Source organism: Aurantiacibacter flavus, from assembly GCF_039710615.1.
GTDB classification, from domain to species: domain Bacteria; phylum Pseudomonadota; class Alphaproteobacteria; order Sphingomonadales; family Sphingomonadaceae; genus Alteraurantiacibacter; species Alteraurantiacibacter flavus.
Map to the genome: position 1 here is coordinate 731,347 of NZ_JBDLBR010000002.1, position 14,747 is coordinate 746,093.

Consider the following 14,747-nt stretch of genomic DNA (forward strand, 5'->3'; position numbering starts at 1 on the left):
AGGGCACCAGCATGACCCAGTCGGTCTACACCTTCGGCGGCAATGCCGACCATTCGGACCCGCGTCAGAAGGACAAGACGATCACCGGCGGCAAGGGCGCGAACCTTGCCGAGATGGCAGGGATCGGCCTGCCGGTGCCCCCCGGCTTTACCATCACCACCGAAGAATGCGTGCGCTACCTTGCCGAGGGGGCCGACTTCTCGGCTGACCTTCGCGCCGAAGTCGCAGCCGCGCTCGCCCATATCGAGAAGGCGGTCGGCAAGAGCTTCGGCGATGCGGCCGATCCGCTGCTGGTCTCGGTCCGCTCGGGCGCGCGCGTCTCGATGCCGGGGATGATGGATACCGTGCTTAACCTCGGCCTCAATTCCGAGACCGTGGAAGGCCTCGCCTCCGCCAGCGGCGACGACCGCTTCGCCTGGGACAGCTATCGCCGCTTCATCCAGATGTACTCCGACGTGGTGCTGGGCCTCGACCATGGCCTGTTCGAAGAAGCACTCGAAATCGCCAAGGAAGACAACGGCTACTTCGCCGACACCGAGATGACCGCCGACGACTGGCGCAAGGTCGTGGCCGAATATACGAAGATCGTCGAGCGCGAGCAGGGCAAGCCGTTCCCGCAGGACGTGAACGAGCAGCTGTGGGGAGCGATTGCTGCCGTGTTCGACAGCTGGGATTCGGACCGCGCGAAGGTCTATCGCCGCCTGAACGGCATTCCGGGCGACTGGGGCACGGCGGTCAACGTGCAGGCGATGGTGTTCGGCAACATGGGCGAGACCAGCGCCACCGGCGTCGCCTTCACCCGCGATCCGAGCACCGGTGAGAACGCCTATTACGGCGAATTCCTCGTCAACGCGCAGGGCGAGGACGTGGTGGCGGGCATTCGCACCCCGCAGTATCTCACCAAGGCCGCGCGCGAGAAGGCGGGCGCCCAGTCGCCGAGCATGGAAGAGATCATGCCCGAGGCCTATGGCGAGCTGGCCCGCGTGTTCGACCTGCTCGAAACGCACTACAAGGACATGCAGGACATCGAGTTCACGGTGCAGCAGGGCAAGCTGTGGATGCTGCAGACCCGCTCGGGCAAGCGCACCGCCAAGGCTGCGCTGCGCATGGCGGTGGACATGGTGGACGAAGGCCTGATCGACGAGAAGACCGCGATCCTGCGTGTCGATCCTATGGCGCTCGACCAGCTGCTGCACCCCACGCTTGATCCCGATGCACCGCGCAACGTGCTCTCGAAGATCGGCTTGCCGGCTTCGCCCGGTGCGGCCTCGGGCCAGATCGTGCTCGATTCGGACAAGGCCGAGAAGCTCGCCGAACATGGGATCGCCGTGATCCTCGTGCGCGTGGAAACCTCGCCTGAAGACATTCACGGGATGCACGCGGCGCGGGGCATTCTCACCGCGCGCGGCGGCATGACCAGCCACGCCGCCGTGGTGGCGCGCGGGATGGGCCGCGCCTGCGTCTCGGGCGCGTCGGACGTCTCGATCCGGCTGGCCGACCGCACGCTGCGCATCGGCACCACCGAGCTGAAGGAAGGCGATATCATCACGCTCGATGGCAGCACCGGCGAGGTCATGCTCGGCGAAGTGCCCACGATCGAGCCTGAACTGGCGGGCGATTTCGGCATTCTGATGGAGTGGGCCGACAAGCACCGCCGCATGAAGGTGCGCACCAATGCCGAGACTCCGGCCGACTGCCGCACCGCGCGCGGCTTCGGGGCCGAGGGGATCGGGCTGTGCCGCACCGAACACATGTTCTTTGATGCCGACCGCATTCTGCACGTGCGCGCAATGATCCTCGCGGATGACGAGGCGGGGCGGCGTGCGGCGCTCCAGAATCTGCTGCCGGCGCAGCGGGCTGATTTCACCGAGATCTTCCAGACGATGGCAGGGTTGCCCTGTACGATCCGGCTGCTCGATCCGCCGCTCCACGAGTTCCTGCCGCAGGGCGATGCCGAGTTCGCTGACCTCGCCGACAAGTTGGGCGTAGGCGAAGACCACCTGCGCCGCCGCGCGGGCGAGCTGCACGAGTTCAACCCGATGCTCGGCCATCGCGGTTGCCGCTTGGGCATCACCTTCCCCGAAATATACGAGATGCAGGCACGCGCGATCTTCGAGGCGGCTTGCGATGTCACCGCCGAGGGCGGCGATCCGGTCGTGCCCGAGGTGATGATCCCGCTGGTGGCGACGAAGCGCGAGCTAGAGATCCTGCGCAAGCTGGTCGATGAGGTGGCCGCGCAGGTCTTTGCCGAGAAGGGCCGTACGCTTGACTATCTCGTCGGCACGATGATCGAACTGCCGCGTGCTGCGCTGATGGCGGGTGAGATTGCCGAGGAAGCAACCTTCTTCAGCTTCGGCACCAACGACCTGACCCAGACCACGCTCGGCGTCAGCCGCGACGATGCTGCGCGCTTCCTCGCACCCTATGTCGAGAAGGGCATCTATGCCCGCGACCCGTTCGTCAGCCTCGATGTAGATGGCGTGGGCCAGCTGGTGAGCCTCGCCGTCGAGCGCGGCCGCGCGACCCGGCCAGAGATCAAACTCGGCATCTGCGGCGAGCACGGCGGCGACCCGGCCTCGATTGCGTTCTGCGAAGAGACCGGCCTCGATTACGTCAGCGCCTCGCCCTACCGCGTGCCGATCGCACGGCTGGCGGCGGCGCAGGCAGCGCTGAAGTAAGCCCTACTTGCGGAACCCGCTGAGCGTCAGGATCTCGAATTCTTCGGTCCGGCGCTCGGCTCCGTCCATGAAGGTGGTGGCGGCTAGCGCGGCCTGAGCCCGGCTGAGCCTCGGCACCTGCGAGGCCAGCGCGCGGCTTAGCCCCTGCGCGCGTAGATCGCGCAATAGCTGGGCGAAGCTGCGGTAGCTGACCGTAAGCGGGCGCGAATCCACCACCGGGCTGGCAAAGCCGCAGCGCGTCATCAGCTGGCCGCCCGCGCGCACGTCGACCATCGGGTGCATATGCGCAGCGGGCCGCTCGCCATCGGCGGCAAGCATTGCTTCGCGCAAGGCGGGCAGGCTGCCTGCGCCGGGAAAGCTGGCGATCATCAGACCACCGGGCGAGAGCGCAGCGCGCAGATGGATCAGTGCGCCAGGCAGATCGTTCACCGTGTCGAGCGTGCCGAAGCTGGCGATGAGGTCGAACCCGCCGACGGGGAAGGGGGCCTCTTCGTCGAACCCCTCCTCCGGGTGGACAGAGGCCACCTCGCAGGCAGGCGGCAACTGCGGCGCCAGCTGGGCCGACCATTCGCCGATCAACAGCGCGCGCGCGGGCACGTGGCGCAGGAAAGCGAGGCGTTCGACCACGTCCTCGACCATATCGTCGAGCAGGAAGCGGGCCTCGTCGCCCTGGGCTTGCATGGCGCGCATGCGGTGGCGAATGGCGAGGCGACGGGTGGGCGAAAAGATTGTCGGGACGGGGGCAGTCATGGCGCTTGCCTACAGCCACTCTGACGCGCAGCATAGGTGCGATGACTGTCGCGCAGGCCCTTGCTCCGCTCGTCGACCTGATCTGGCCGCCACGCTGTCCGCTGTGCGGCGAGGGGATTGGCGCGCAGACCGGGCTGTGCACCACCTGCTGGTCGAGCCTCGAATTTCCCGAGGCCGAGGACGGAGTCATCGCCGCTGTCGCTTATAACGATCCGGCGCGCGAACTGGTGCTGGCTTTCAAGCGCGGCGGGAGGATTTCGCTCGCGCCGGTGCTGGCACGGATGATGGCGGCGCGGCTCGGACCGTTGGACGGAGGCTGGCTGGCCGTGCCCGTCCCGCTCCACCGCTGGCGGCTATGGCAGCGCGGCTATAACCAGTCGGCCTTGCTCGCAAACGACCTGGCGGGGCTGACCGGTGCGCGGCTGGTGGTCGATGCGCTGGTGCGACGCAAGCATACGCCGAGTCTCGGAAACCTCGGTAGCGCTGCACGGGCGCATGTGCTCGAAGGAGCCATCGCGGCAAACCCCTCGCGAATGGAGCAATTGGCAGGGGCGAATGTCTTGCTGGTCGATGATGTGCTCACCAGCGGGGCGACGACCCGAGCCTGCATCGCGGCCCTAGAAGCGGCCGGCGCGGCGCGGGTCAAAGTGATCTGCTTCGCGCGGGTTAGCCTCGACTAGCCAACAAAAACGCCCGGAGGCGCAGCCCCCGGGCGTTAGCGTGACGAATTTTCTAGAAGCTCGCGCTGCTCCCCCCTCAAGGCGCGCGCCGCTTCTAACCCTCATGAACTGGCGGTTGCCGCCAAATTCCCCCCATTTCCCTGGCCTTGGCCTGAAATGAAGACGACCCGTCCAAGCCGCGAGAGCATGATTCCACTTGCGGCCCTCGTGTGAAACACTCATCGCACCGCAGCAACGATTTTGCCGTAAGGCTGTGGTCATACTGCAACAAACTAATGCATGGAGCGCCGCAAAAGCGCCCAATTCGGAGGAAACGACCATTTCTAAGAACGATTTGGACCGAGAGAGCGGCACTGCCTTCCTGCCCCGGTTCGATGCTCAAGGGCTTGCCGGGGCAATCGTGCAGGACGAAGTAACGGGCGAAGTGCTGATGTTCGCCTTCATGGACCAGGAGGCGCTCGACGCCACCCGTGCGACCGGCTTTGCGCACTTTCATTCGCGCAGCCGTGGCAAGCTGTGGAAGAAGGGCGAGACATCGGGCCATTTGCTCGAGGTCAAGGCGATGCTGGTCGATTGCGATCAGGACGCCTTTGTGCTGAAGGTGCGCCCGCATGGCCCGGCCTGCCACACTGGCGAGCGTAGCTGTTTCTATCGGCAGCTCGGCCCTGGGGGCCTGAGCCGACTGGACTGAACCTAGCCCGGAGATACCGAGTGACGCCTTATTATCCGCCTGTGCGCGATACCCTGTTCGTGATCGAGGATGTGCTCGAATTCGAGAAATTCCGCGGCATTGAAGCCTTCTCGCTGGTGGATGCCGAGACGATGGAAGCGGTGGTTAGCGAGGCAGGCAAGTTCTGCGCCGAGATCATCGCGCCGCTTAACCAGAACGCCGATGCACAAGGGTGCACCCGCCATGAGGATGGCTCCGTTACCACGCCTGATGGTTTCAAGGAGGCCTATGCTTCGTTGGTCGAGGCCGGGTGGGGCACGCTCGCCCAGCCCGAGGAATTCGGCGGGCAGGGCATGCCGCATGTGCTCAACTCGGTATTCGAGGAATATATGAACGGCGCCTGCGCCGGCTTCACGATGTTCTCAGGGATCATGCACGGCGCGGTGGCGACCGTGAACAGCGCGGGCAGTGAAGAATTGAAGGCCGCCTATCTGCCCAAGATGGTGTCTGGTGAGTGGCTGGCCACGATGGCGCTGACCGAGGCTCACGCCGGGACCGACCTCGGCCTGATGCGCACGCGGGCCGAAAAGCAGGATGATGGCAGCTACAGTATCACCGGCGAGAAAGTGTTCATTTCGGGAGGTGAGCATGACCTGACCGACAACATCGTTCACCTCGTCCTGGCCCGTGTGCCCGATGCGCCGGTGGGCACGCGCGGGATCTCGCTGTTCCTCGTCCCCAAGGTGCTTGATGATGGCTCGCGCAACGGGGTCAGCTGCGGCTCGATCGAGCACAAGATGGGCCTGCACGGCTCGGCCACCTGCGTAATGAATTTCGATGCCGCCAAAGGTTGGCTGCTCGGTGAGGAGAACATGGGACTGGCCGCCATGTTCATCATGATGAACGCTGCGCGCCTTGGAGTGGGCACGCAGGGGCTCGGCCATGCCGAGAACTCGTACCAGAAGGCAGCAGCCTATGCGCTCGACCGCAAGCAGGGGCGCGGGCTGGGCGAGCGCGACAAGTCTGCAGCGGCAGACCCGCTGATCGTCCACCCCGACGTGCGCCGGATGCTGATGGACGCGCGCGCCTTTGCTGAAGGGTTCCGCGCACTGGTCCTGTGGACCGCGCTTCACCTCGATCTCGCACATCACGCCGAATCCGAGGAGGAACGCAAGCAGGCCGACGCCGTGGTTTCGTTCATGACCCCGGTGCTCAAGGGCTTCGGCACCGATCGCGGGTTTGAGGTCGCGGTCAACATGCAGCAGGTTTACGGCGGGCACGGCTATGTCTCCGAGTGGGGCATGGAGCAGATCGTGCGCGATGCGCGCATTGCCATGATCTATGAGGGCGCGAACGGCGTGCAGGCGCTGGACCTTGCCGGTCGCAAGACCGCCAAGGACGGCGGCGCGGTGGCCATGGCCTTCCTCGCCCAGATCGCTGCCGACTGCGATGCGGCGGACAACGAGCTGGCCTTTATTGCCGATCCGCTCGGCAAGGCCGTTCACCATGGCGAGGCGGCGGCCAAGATGCTGGTCGAGCAAGGTGCGTCGAACCCGCAGGATATGGCGGGCGCGTCCTATGCCTGGATGCAGCTTGTGGGCGTGCTCGCGCTCGGCTGGATGTGGCTGAAGCAGGCGAAGGTCGCTAAGGCCAAGCTTGCTGCGGGCGAGGGCGATGCGCGCTTCCTCAAGGCCAAGCTGGCGACGGCCGAGTTCTATGCCGAGCAGCAGTTACCGCTCTGCACCGCGCTGCGCCACCGGGTGAAGGCAGGCGCTGGCGCGATGCTGGCGATGGAGCCCGAGCAGTTCCTGCGCAGCTTGTGAGAAGTTGAGAGCTGGGCCGCCTCAGTGCTGGCCCAGCACCTCGTCGAACAGGGAATGCATCGCGGCCCAGCTCTGCCGGTCGGCACTGGCGTCGTAGGCGGTGGCTGGGTTGTCGGTCGGCGCAGGGTTGGTGAAGCCGTGCTTCACGCCCGAATAGGAGTGGAAATGCCAGTTGGCCCCGGCATCGTCCATTTCCTCCCAGAATTCCACCACCTGGCTGCGTGGAACCATCGGATCGGCATCGCCGTGGCACACGAGAATGCGCGCACGCACGTCGCCCTTTTCCGCCGGGTGATCTGTGCCGAGCAAGCCGTGGAAACTCACCGCCGCGAACAGCGGCGCGCCCTCGCGGGCCAGTTCGAGCGCGGCTTGGCCGCCCATGCAGAACCCGATGGCACCCACAGGCAGGCCCGCCGCCTCAGGCAGTTGCACCAGCGCGCGCAGGTTTGCCCGCAGGCGCTGGCGGTATAGCTCCACCGTGCCCCGGACTTCCATCGCCAGATCGCGCGCTGCGGCGAAGTCATCGGGCATTTGGCCGTAGAAATCGGCCACCAGCGCGACATAGCCTGCCTCGGCCAAAGCCTGGGCCTTGGCCTCGACCGAGGGGGTGATGTTCATGATCGTCGGCAGCACCAGCACGGCGGCGCGCGCCGGACCATGCGGGCGGGCAACGTGTCCGGTCAGCGCGGTGTCGCCATCGGTATAGGATACGGGTGCGAGCATAGGCGACGCTCCTATTCGGTGGGCAGGAAGTCGGGCACCGAAAGGTAGCGCTCGCCGGTATCGTAGTTGAAGCCGAGCACGCGGGTGCCCGGTTCGCATTCCTTCAGCTTCTCGGCAATCGCCGCCAGCGTTGCGCCCGAGGAGATGCCGACCAGCAACCCTTCCTCGGCGGCAGAGCGGCGCGCCATCTCCTTGGCGGCTTCGGCATCGACCTTGATTACGCCGTCAATCGCCTGGGTGTGCAGGTTGCCAGGAATGAAGCCGGCGCCAATGCCCTGAATCGGGTGCGGGCCCGGCTGCCCGCCCGAGATCACCGGCGACAGTTCCGGCTCCACGGCAAAGGCCTTGAGGTCGCCCCAGTGCTTCTTCAGCGCTTCGGCGCAGCCGGTCAGGTGGCCGCCGGTGCCAACGCCCGTGATCATGAGCTGCGGCGGCGCGTCGGCGAAGTCGGCGAGGATCTCTTTGGCGGTCGTCTCGACATGGACCGAGACGTTGGCCGGATTCTCGAATTGCTGCGGCATCCATGCGCCGTCGATCTCGCCGACCAGTTCTTCAGCCCGCGCGATAGCGCCCTTCATGCCCTTTTCCTTGGGCGTGAGATCGAAGCTCGCGCCATAGGCGAGCATCAGTCGGCGGCGCTCGATGCTCATGCTCTCGGGCATGACCAGCACCAGCTTGTAACCCTTCACGGCCGCGACCATCGCGAGGCCAACACCGGTGTTGCCGCTGGTCGGCTCGACGATAGTGCCGCCGGGCTTTAACGCGCCGGATTTCTCGGCAGCCTCGATCATGGCGAGAGCAATGCGATCCTTGATCGAACCGCCCGGATTGCCGCGCTCGCTCTTAACCCACACCTCATGGTCGGGGAACAGGCGAGACAGGCGAATATGCGGGGTGTTGCCGATGGCGCCCAGGACGTTGTCGAATTTCATGCGCTTTTCCTCTCAGCTATTTGCTTTGCGCGAGTCACGATTAGTCTAGCAGATCGCGCGGCGGATCGAAGGTCTTCGTGTTGCGCAGGACCGGGAACAGCTTGGTCCAAGCCGCGACGGTGGCGATCGCTCCCGCGCCGCCCACTACCACTGCGGCCACCGGGCCGATCAGGAAGGCAAGGCTGCCGGAGAAGAAATCGCCGAACTCGTTGGAGGCCGAAATCGTCATCTGCGACACGGCCGAAACGCGGCCGCGCTTTTCATCCGGCGTATGAAGCTGGATCAGCGACTGGCGGATATAGACGCTGAACATGTCGGCCGCGCCCACGATCACCAGCATGGCAAGGCTCAGTGGCATCCAGCGCGAGAAGCCGAAAACGATGGTTGCCCCGCCGAAGGCGGCCACGGCCAGCAACATTTTCAGCCCGACATTGTTCTTCAGCGGGCGGAAGGAGAACCACAGCGCCACGATCGCCGCGCCGATGGCAGGCGCCATGGCCAACTGCGACAACCCGCGCGAACCAACTTCGAGAATGTCGCGCGCGAACACCGGAAACAGCGCCGTCGCGCCGGCGAGGAACACAGCGAACAGGTCCAGCGTGATCGAGCCGAGCACCATCTTGTTGTGTACGACATAGGCCAGCCCTTCGCGCACCTGCTTGAGCGGTCGCCCGGTCGAGCGCGCCGGTTGCGGCACCTTGCCGATCAGTGACAGCAGCACGATGGTGAGCACGAACAGCCCTGCCGAGGCGGCATAGGGTATCCATTCTCCCGACACATAGAGATAGCCGCCCAGAGCCGGGCCGATGATCATGCCGCTCTGCCAGCTGATCGAGGAGAGCGCGATGGCATTGGGCAGGATCTGTTTGGGCACCAGGTTGGGCGCCAGCGAGGATAGCGCCGGGCCGGAAAAGGCCCGCGCCACACCCAGCAGCACCGCCACGGAAAAGATGATCCACAGGTCGATATGCCCGTGATAGGTCGCAAAGGCGAGCGCGGCGGCGCAGAGCAGTTGCAGGCCCACGGTGATCCGCGCCAGGCTCCGGCGGTCGAAGCGGTCTGCGGCGAGGCCGGAAAAGGGTGTCAGCACGAACAACGGCACGAATTGCAGAAGGCCGATCATGGCGAGCTGGCCCGAGGCGTCGCCCACGCTCATCCCGTCGGCGCGCGCGATGTTGTAGGTCTGCCAGCCGATGATCAGCATCATCGAATATTGCGACAGCGTCATGCACAGGCGCGCCGCCCAGAACGCGCGATAGTTGTGGATGCGGAACGGGTGGCTGGGAATGGCGGTCGCGGTATTCACAAGGGGTGCCATGGCAGGGCGGACAGGCCTTGCCAAGATAATCGCAATTGACGCGCTGACAGCTTTGCTACCTTAGCGTCGGAGGCAGCCAGAAGGTTACCCGCGTCGGCGCAGGGCGGGGTTGGGCTGCAGTTCCTTGATCATCTTGGAGAAGTCGTCGACCCGGATGATCCGCTCGAACTGGAAGCCGGCGCGATCCTCGACATTCCAGATGCAATAGGCCTCTATCCGCCCGACCACGGGCAGGCGCACGATCATCCGGTCGCCACGCTCGACACTGGTGGCGGCCTTGTCGATCATGAATCCATGCGACGAGATGTTGGCAATGTGCAGCTTGAGATCGCCCTGCCGAAAGGACTCGGCAATCACCGAATAGCTCACGGGATGCCGCGTTGAGCGACGCATGTCGGTGACACTTAGCTGTGCGCCAGATGCCATTGTGCGATTCCCTCCATTTGGTGCGGCTGGGAATCGTGTTCGCAGACAATGCTGGAGATAGTCTTAATCCACCCTACTGCGTAACAACGCATGTCGCTTTTTTCCGAGACTCAATCGGGCTTCCGTTCCGGGCTCCAATACGATCAGCTGGCCGGGATCAGAAACCACCTCATCGTTCAACTTCACGGCGTTTTCGGCGATCTTGCGCTTGGCCTCTCCGCCCGAGGCGGTGAACCCCAGCGCGGTCAGTGCGGCGCCGATGCGCATGCCTTCGGCGGGTAGGTCGAGGCTCGGCAGGTCGGCACCCATTCCGCCACCGGCGAAAGTCTGCTCGGCAGTGGTCCGGGCTGCCGTGGCGGCGGCCTCTCCGCGCACCAGCTTCGTGACCTCATCGGCGAGGACGACCTTGGCATCGTTGATCGCACTGCCTTCAAGCGTTTCGAGGCGGGCGATCTCGTCAAGCGGAAGGTCGGTGAACAGGCGCAGGAACTTGCCCACGTCGCGATCATCGACGTTGCGCCAGTATTGCCAGAAATCGTAGGCGGGCAGTTGGTCTTCGTTGAGCCAGACGGCTCCGGCAGCGGTCTTGCCCATCTTGGCGCCGTCAGCCGTGGTCAGCAGCGGGGTGGTGAGCCCAAACAGCTCGGCTCCGTCCATCCGGCGGCCCAGCTCCATGCCGTTGACGATGTTGCCCCACTGGTCGGAGCCGCCCATTTGCAGGCGCACGCCCATGTCGCGCGAGAGATGGCGGAAATCGTAGCCCTGCAGGATCATGTAGTTGAATTCGAGGAAGGTCATCGGCTGCTCACGCTCAAGGCGCAGTTTGACCGAATCGAAGGTCAGCATCCGGTTGACCGTGAAGTGCGTGCCCACTTCCTGCAGCAGCTCGATATAGCCGAGCTTGCCGAGCCAGTCCTGGTTGTTGACCATCACCGCATCGGTCGGCCCGTCGCCGAAGGTGAGCAGCTTGTCGAACACGGTGAAGATGCCGCGGATGTTCGCTTCGATGGTCTCGTCGGAGAGCATCTTGCGGCTTTCGTCGCGCCCGGTGGGGTCGCCGATGCGCGTGGTTCCGCCGCCCATCAGCACGATCGGCTTGTGTCCGGTCTGCTGCAACCGGCGCAGCATCATGATCTGTACGAGGCTGCCGATGTGCAGCGAAGGGGCCGTGGCGTCGAAGCCGATATAGCCCGGAACGATCTGCCGCGCGGCAAGGGCATCCAGTCCCGCCGCGTCCGTCATCTGGTGGACATAGCCGCGTTCGTCTAGCAGGCGCAGCAAATCGGATTTGTAGCTCGTCATCGTTCCCTCGTTTTGGCGGTGGCGGCGCTTAGCACGAGGACCCCTGCTTGCAAACGTACCAACTTGTTTCCCACCCGTCCCATCCTCCTCTTGCCGTGGCCCGTGTCGAAGCCCGGATGATCTCGGCCAGCGACAACTGGCTGAGGGTCCGCTGGCGTGTCGACGGGGTGACGAAGCTGATTGTCCCCCCCTTTGCCGGCAAGGGACGGGCCGATAATCTCTGGCAGACCACCTGCTTCGAGCTGTTCATGCAGCCCGACGGTGCGACCGGCTATTCGGAGTTCAACCTGTCGCCGTCAGAGCGATGGGCCGCCTACGACTTCACCGGTTTGCGCGAAGGCATGACCGAGCGCCGCTTCGAGCGCGAGCCGACCTGCACCATGCGGATGGGCACGGCGATGGCGATTTTCGATGCCGAACTGCCGCGCGCGCAGATGCCCGATCCGCCGTGCTCGATGGGCTTTGCCGCAGTGATCGAGGAGCAGGGCGGAGTGAAGAGCTATTGGGCGCTGTCCCATGGCAATTCCGAGCAGCCCGACTTTCACGATCCTGCTTGCTTCACGGCGGAGTTTGCGCGAACCCGCGCCGCATGACTTTCGGTATCGACCGCCTCATCGCCGACCCTGCGCTGCGCGCGCCGCTCGAAGGCAAGCGCATTTCGCTTGTCGCGCACCCTGCCAGCGTCACCGCCGAGCTGACTCACAGCCTCGATGCGCTGATCGCGGCGGGCGTGAACGTCACGAGTGCCTTCGGCCCGCAACACGGGCTGAAGGGCGACAAACAGGACAACATGATGGAAACCGAGGATGAGATCGATCCCGTCCTCGGCATCCCCGTATTCAGCCTCTATGGCGAGGTGCGGCGGCCCACGGCGGCGATGATGGACACAGCAGACGTGTTCCTGTTCGACCTGCAAGACCTTGGTTGCCGAATTTATACCTTTGTCACTACGCTGCTGTACCTGCTCGAAGAGGCTGCGAAGGCGGGCAAGACGGTGTGGGTGCTTGACCGGCCCAACCCGGCGGGCCGACCGGAAGAGGGCACGTTGCTGGTGCCGGGGCAGGAGAGTTTCGTCGGTGCAGCGCCGATGCCGATGCGGCACGGGCTGACCATGGGCGAGATGGGGCACTGGTTCGTGCGCCACTTCAATCTTGACGTCGATTACCGCGTGATCGCGATGGAGGGTTGGGAGCCCGAGGCGAGGCCGGGCTACGGCTGGCCGACCAGCCGCATCTGGATCAACCCGAGCCCCAATGCCGCCAGCCTCAACATGGCGCGCGCCTATGCCGGAACGGTGATGATCGAGGGTGCAACACTGTCCGAAGGGCGGGGCACCACCCGCCCGCTCGAAGTGCTGTTCGGCGCGCCCGATGTCGATGCAAAGGCCGTGCTGGCGGAAATGCGCGCGTTCGCGCCCGAATGGCTGGCGGGCTGCGCACTGCGCGAATGCTGGTTCACCCCGACCTTCCACAAGCACGTGGGCGAGCTGTGCCACGGGCTGATGATCCACGCAGAGGGCCGGTTCTACGACCACCACGCCTTCCGTCCGTGGCGCTTGCAGGCGCTGGCGTTCAAGGCGATCCGGCGGCTTTATCCCGATTACGAAATCTGGCGCGATTTCCCCTACGAATACGAGCTGGAGCGGCTCGCGATCGATGTGATCAACGGTGGGTCGGCCCTACGCGAATGGGTGGACGACATGGCAAGCGAGGCAGGCGACCTCGACCGGCTTGCGAGCATTGACGAAGCGCAATGGCGCGAAGAGGTTCGCCCGTTACTGCTGTACTGACACACACACATCGCATGTGGGAGAGAAAGCATGCTGACCTATTATAGCTTCGGACCCGCTGCCAATTCGCTGAAACCGATGCTGGCGCTCTACGAGAAGGGGCTGGAGTTCGAGCACAAGCTGCTCAACCCTGCCAAGTTCGAGCATCACGAGGCATGGTACAAGGCGATCAACCCTCGTGGACAGGTGCCTGCGCTCGACGATGGCGGCAGGATCGTCACCGAAAGCACGGTGATCTGCGAATATCTCGAGGACGCGCACCCCACAGCGCTGAAACTGCGCCCCGACAACCATTTCGACCGCGCGCAGATGCGGATCTGGACCAAGTGGGTCGATGAATATTTCTGCTGGTGCGTCTCGACCATCGGCTGGTCGCGGCACGTCAGCAAAATGGTGGAGAAGCTGTCGGACGCCGAGTTCGACGAGGTGGTTGCCCGCATCCCGGTGCCCGAGCAGCAGGTGAAATGGCGCCGCGCGCGCGAGGGGTTCCCGCAAGAGATGCTTGACGAGGAAATGCGCAAGATCGGTGTGTCGGTGCGCAAGCTCGACGATCACCTTGCCGATCACGAGTGGCTGGCAGGCGGGATGTATTCGCTGGCCGACATCTGCAACTTCTCGATCGCGAACGGCATGCAGTTCGGTTTTGCCGAGCATGTGAACAAGGATGATACTCCGCACCTTGTGCGCTGGATCGAGCAGATCAACGAGCGGCCAGCGGTGAAGGCCGTGTTCGCGGAGGTGCCAAGGGAGTTCTAGCCGTCCGTCAGCGGGCGGGGTTTCGCTACCAGCGTCACCAGCACGAAGCTGATATACATCAGCAGATACCAGCTCCCCAGCTTGGCCGGGCTGACCATCTGCCAGCCGTCGTGCTGGTCGGGGTAGGTCCAGGCATTGGCGAAGGTCGCCATGTTCTCGGCGAACCAGATGAACAGCGCCACGAGCAGCCAGCCCACCAGCAGCGGCATCCAGCGCGGCTCGCGCCAGCAGGTGAAGTAGATGCGCGTGCGACAGAACAGCAGTGCCACGGCGGCAAACAGCAGATAGCGCACATCGGGCAGATAGTGGTGCGCGAAGAAGTTGGCGTAGATCGCCACCGCCAGCAGCCAGGTAAGCCATGCGCGCGGGTAGGCGGAAAAGCGAAAGTCGAAGATGCGCCAGACGCGAGCGATATAACTGCCGACAGCGGCATACATGAAGCCAGAGAACAGCGGCACCCCGCCGATCCGAAGCAGCGCTGCCTCGGGATAGACCCACGATCCGGCGGCGGTCTTGAACACCTCCATCGCGGTGCCAATCATGTGAAAGGCGAGGATGACCTTCGCCTCATCGAGTGTTTCCAGCCGCAAGGCCAGCATCGCCAGCTGGATCGCCAGTGCGGCAATGGTGAGGAAGTCGTAGCGGTTTAGCGCCGCGTCGTCGGGGTAGAACAGGTGCGTCGCCAGCAGCAGCGCCAGCATCAGCCCGCCGAAGAGACAGGCCCAGGCCTGCTTGAATCCGAACAGCGCGAATTCATAGAGCCAGCTGGCGGGGCCGGGTGGAGGCGCGAATTGTTCGAGCTGCGCGCGGACCTGCGCGAAGCGGGTGTGGCGCAATGGCGTGGTCATTGCGCGTGGCCCCTCGAAAGGCTCAGTGCGGCCATGTCTTTTACTGACATAT

14 protein-coding genes are annotated in these 14,747 nt (G+C 64.6%); 7 read left to right on the top strand and 7 right to left on the bottom strand.

Translation table 11 applies throughout. From position 1 onward, the window contains the following. Positions 1-11 precede the first annotated feature (11 nt). Complete coding sequence (ppdK, locus tag ABDJ38_RS08190; protein WP_346784597.1) at positions 12-2,678, top strand: pyruvate, phosphate dikinase; 2,667 nt, start codon at positions 12-14, stop codon at positions 2,676-2,678. 3 nt (positions 2,679-2,681) lie between these two features. Here ppdK and ABDJ38_RS08195 read toward each other — a convergent pair whose 3' ends face one another. Next, complete coding sequence (locus ABDJ38_RS08195) at positions 2,682-3,428, bottom strand: methyltransferase domain-containing protein (protein WP_346784598.1); 747 nt, start codon at positions 3,426-3,428, stop codon at positions 2,682-2,684. Positions 3,429-3,469: 41 nt separating this feature from the next. Here ABDJ38_RS08195 and ABDJ38_RS08200 point away from each other — a divergent pair, with 41 nt between their 5' ends. The 3 genes from ABDJ38_RS08200 (at position 3,470) to ABDJ38_RS08210 (ending at position 6,601) form a co-directional block, all read left to right on the top strand. Then, positions 3,470-4,108, top strand: coding sequence for a ComF family protein (locus tag ABDJ38_RS08200; RefSeq protein WP_346784599.1), 639 nt, complete (start codon positions 3,470-3,472; stop codon positions 4,106-4,108). A 334-nt stretch (positions 4,109-4,442) separates the two neighbouring features. Beyond that, positions 4,443-4,799 carry a phosphoribosyl-AMP cyclohydrolase gene (gene hisI / locus ABDJ38_RS08205; RefSeq protein WP_346784600.1) on the top strand — a complete coding sequence of 119 codons (357 nt, stop codon included), beginning with the start codon at positions 4,443-4,445 and terminating at the stop codon, positions 4,797-4,799. Between the two features lie 20 nt (positions 4,800-4,819). After that, on the top strand, positions 4,820-6,601 hold the full coding sequence (locus tag ABDJ38_RS08210; RefSeq protein ID WP_346784601.1) for an acyl-CoA dehydrogenase family protein: 1,782 nt from the start codon (positions 4,820-4,822) through the stop codon (positions 6,599-6,601). 21 nt (positions 6,602-6,622) lie between these two features. On the opposite strand, the gene ABDJ38_RS08215 is transcribed toward ABDJ38_RS08210, so the two are convergent. From ABDJ38_RS08215 to tyrS, 5 genes are all read right to left on the bottom strand, one after another. Beyond that, complete coding sequence (locus ABDJ38_RS08215) at positions 6,623-7,324, bottom strand: dienelactone hydrolase family protein (RefSeq protein WP_346784602.1); 702 nt, start codon at positions 7,322-7,324, stop codon at positions 6,623-6,625. Between the two features lie 11 nt (positions 7,325-7,335). Further along, positions 7,336-8,256, bottom strand: a complete 921-nt coding sequence (gene cysK, locus ABDJ38_RS08220; protein WP_346784603.1) for a cysteine synthase A — start codon at positions 8,254-8,256, stop codon at positions 7,336-7,338. Positions 8,257-8,296: 40 nt separating this feature from the next. Continuing rightward, positions 8,297-9,574: an MFS transporter gene (locus ABDJ38_RS08225; RefSeq protein ID WP_429771093.1), complete on the bottom strand. Its 1,278-nt coding sequence runs from the start codon at positions 9,572-9,574 to the stop codon at positions 8,297-8,299. An 84-nt stretch (positions 9,575-9,658) separates the two neighbouring features. Continuing rightward, positions 9,659-10,000 (bottom strand): PilZ domain-containing protein, encoded by a 342-nt coding sequence (locus tag ABDJ38_RS08230; RefSeq protein WP_346784605.1) that lies wholly within the window; start codon positions 9,998-10,000, stop codon positions 9,659-9,661. A 63-nt stretch (positions 10,001-10,063) separates the two neighbouring features. Further along, positions 10,064-11,302 carry a tyrosine--tRNA ligase gene (gene tyrS, locus ABDJ38_RS08235; protein ID WP_346784606.1) on the bottom strand — a complete coding sequence of 413 codons (1,239 nt, stop codon included), beginning with the start codon at positions 11,300-11,302 and terminating at the stop codon, positions 10,064-10,066. A 47-nt stretch (positions 11,303-11,349) separates the two neighbouring features. Here tyrS and ABDJ38_RS08240 point away from each other — a divergent pair, with 47 nt between their 5' ends. Genes ABDJ38_RS08240 through ABDJ38_RS08250 form a run of 3 tightly spaced genes read left to right on the top strand, consistent with a single transcriptional unit; the run spans position 11,350 to position 13,847 of the window. Beyond that, positions 11,350-11,895, top strand: coding sequence for a DOMON-like domain-containing protein (locus ABDJ38_RS08240; RefSeq protein ID WP_346784607.1), 546 nt, complete (start codon positions 11,350-11,352; stop codon positions 11,893-11,895). Next, positions 11,892-13,091: an exo-beta-N-acetylmuramidase NamZ family protein gene (locus ABDJ38_RS08245; protein ID WP_346784608.1), complete on the top strand. Its 1,200-nt coding sequence runs from the start codon at positions 11,892-11,894 to the stop codon at positions 13,089-13,091. Before ABDJ38_RS08240 ends, ABDJ38_RS08245 begins: the two co-directional genes overlap by 4 nt. A gap of 30 nt (positions 13,092-13,121) precedes the next feature. Continuing rightward, complete coding sequence (locus tag ABDJ38_RS08250) at positions 13,122-13,847, top strand: glutathione S-transferase family protein (protein ID WP_346784609.1); 726 nt, start codon at positions 13,122-13,124, stop codon at positions 13,845-13,847. Here ABDJ38_RS08250 and ABDJ38_RS08255 read toward each other — a convergent pair. Then, positions 13,844-14,695 (bottom strand): DUF817 domain-containing protein, encoded by an 852-nt coding sequence (locus ABDJ38_RS08255; RefSeq protein WP_346784610.1) that lies wholly within the window; start codon positions 14,693-14,695, stop codon positions 13,844-13,846. The genes ABDJ38_RS08250 and ABDJ38_RS08255 overlap by 4 nt on opposite strands. Between the last annotated feature and the right edge of the window lie 52 nt (positions 14,696-14,747).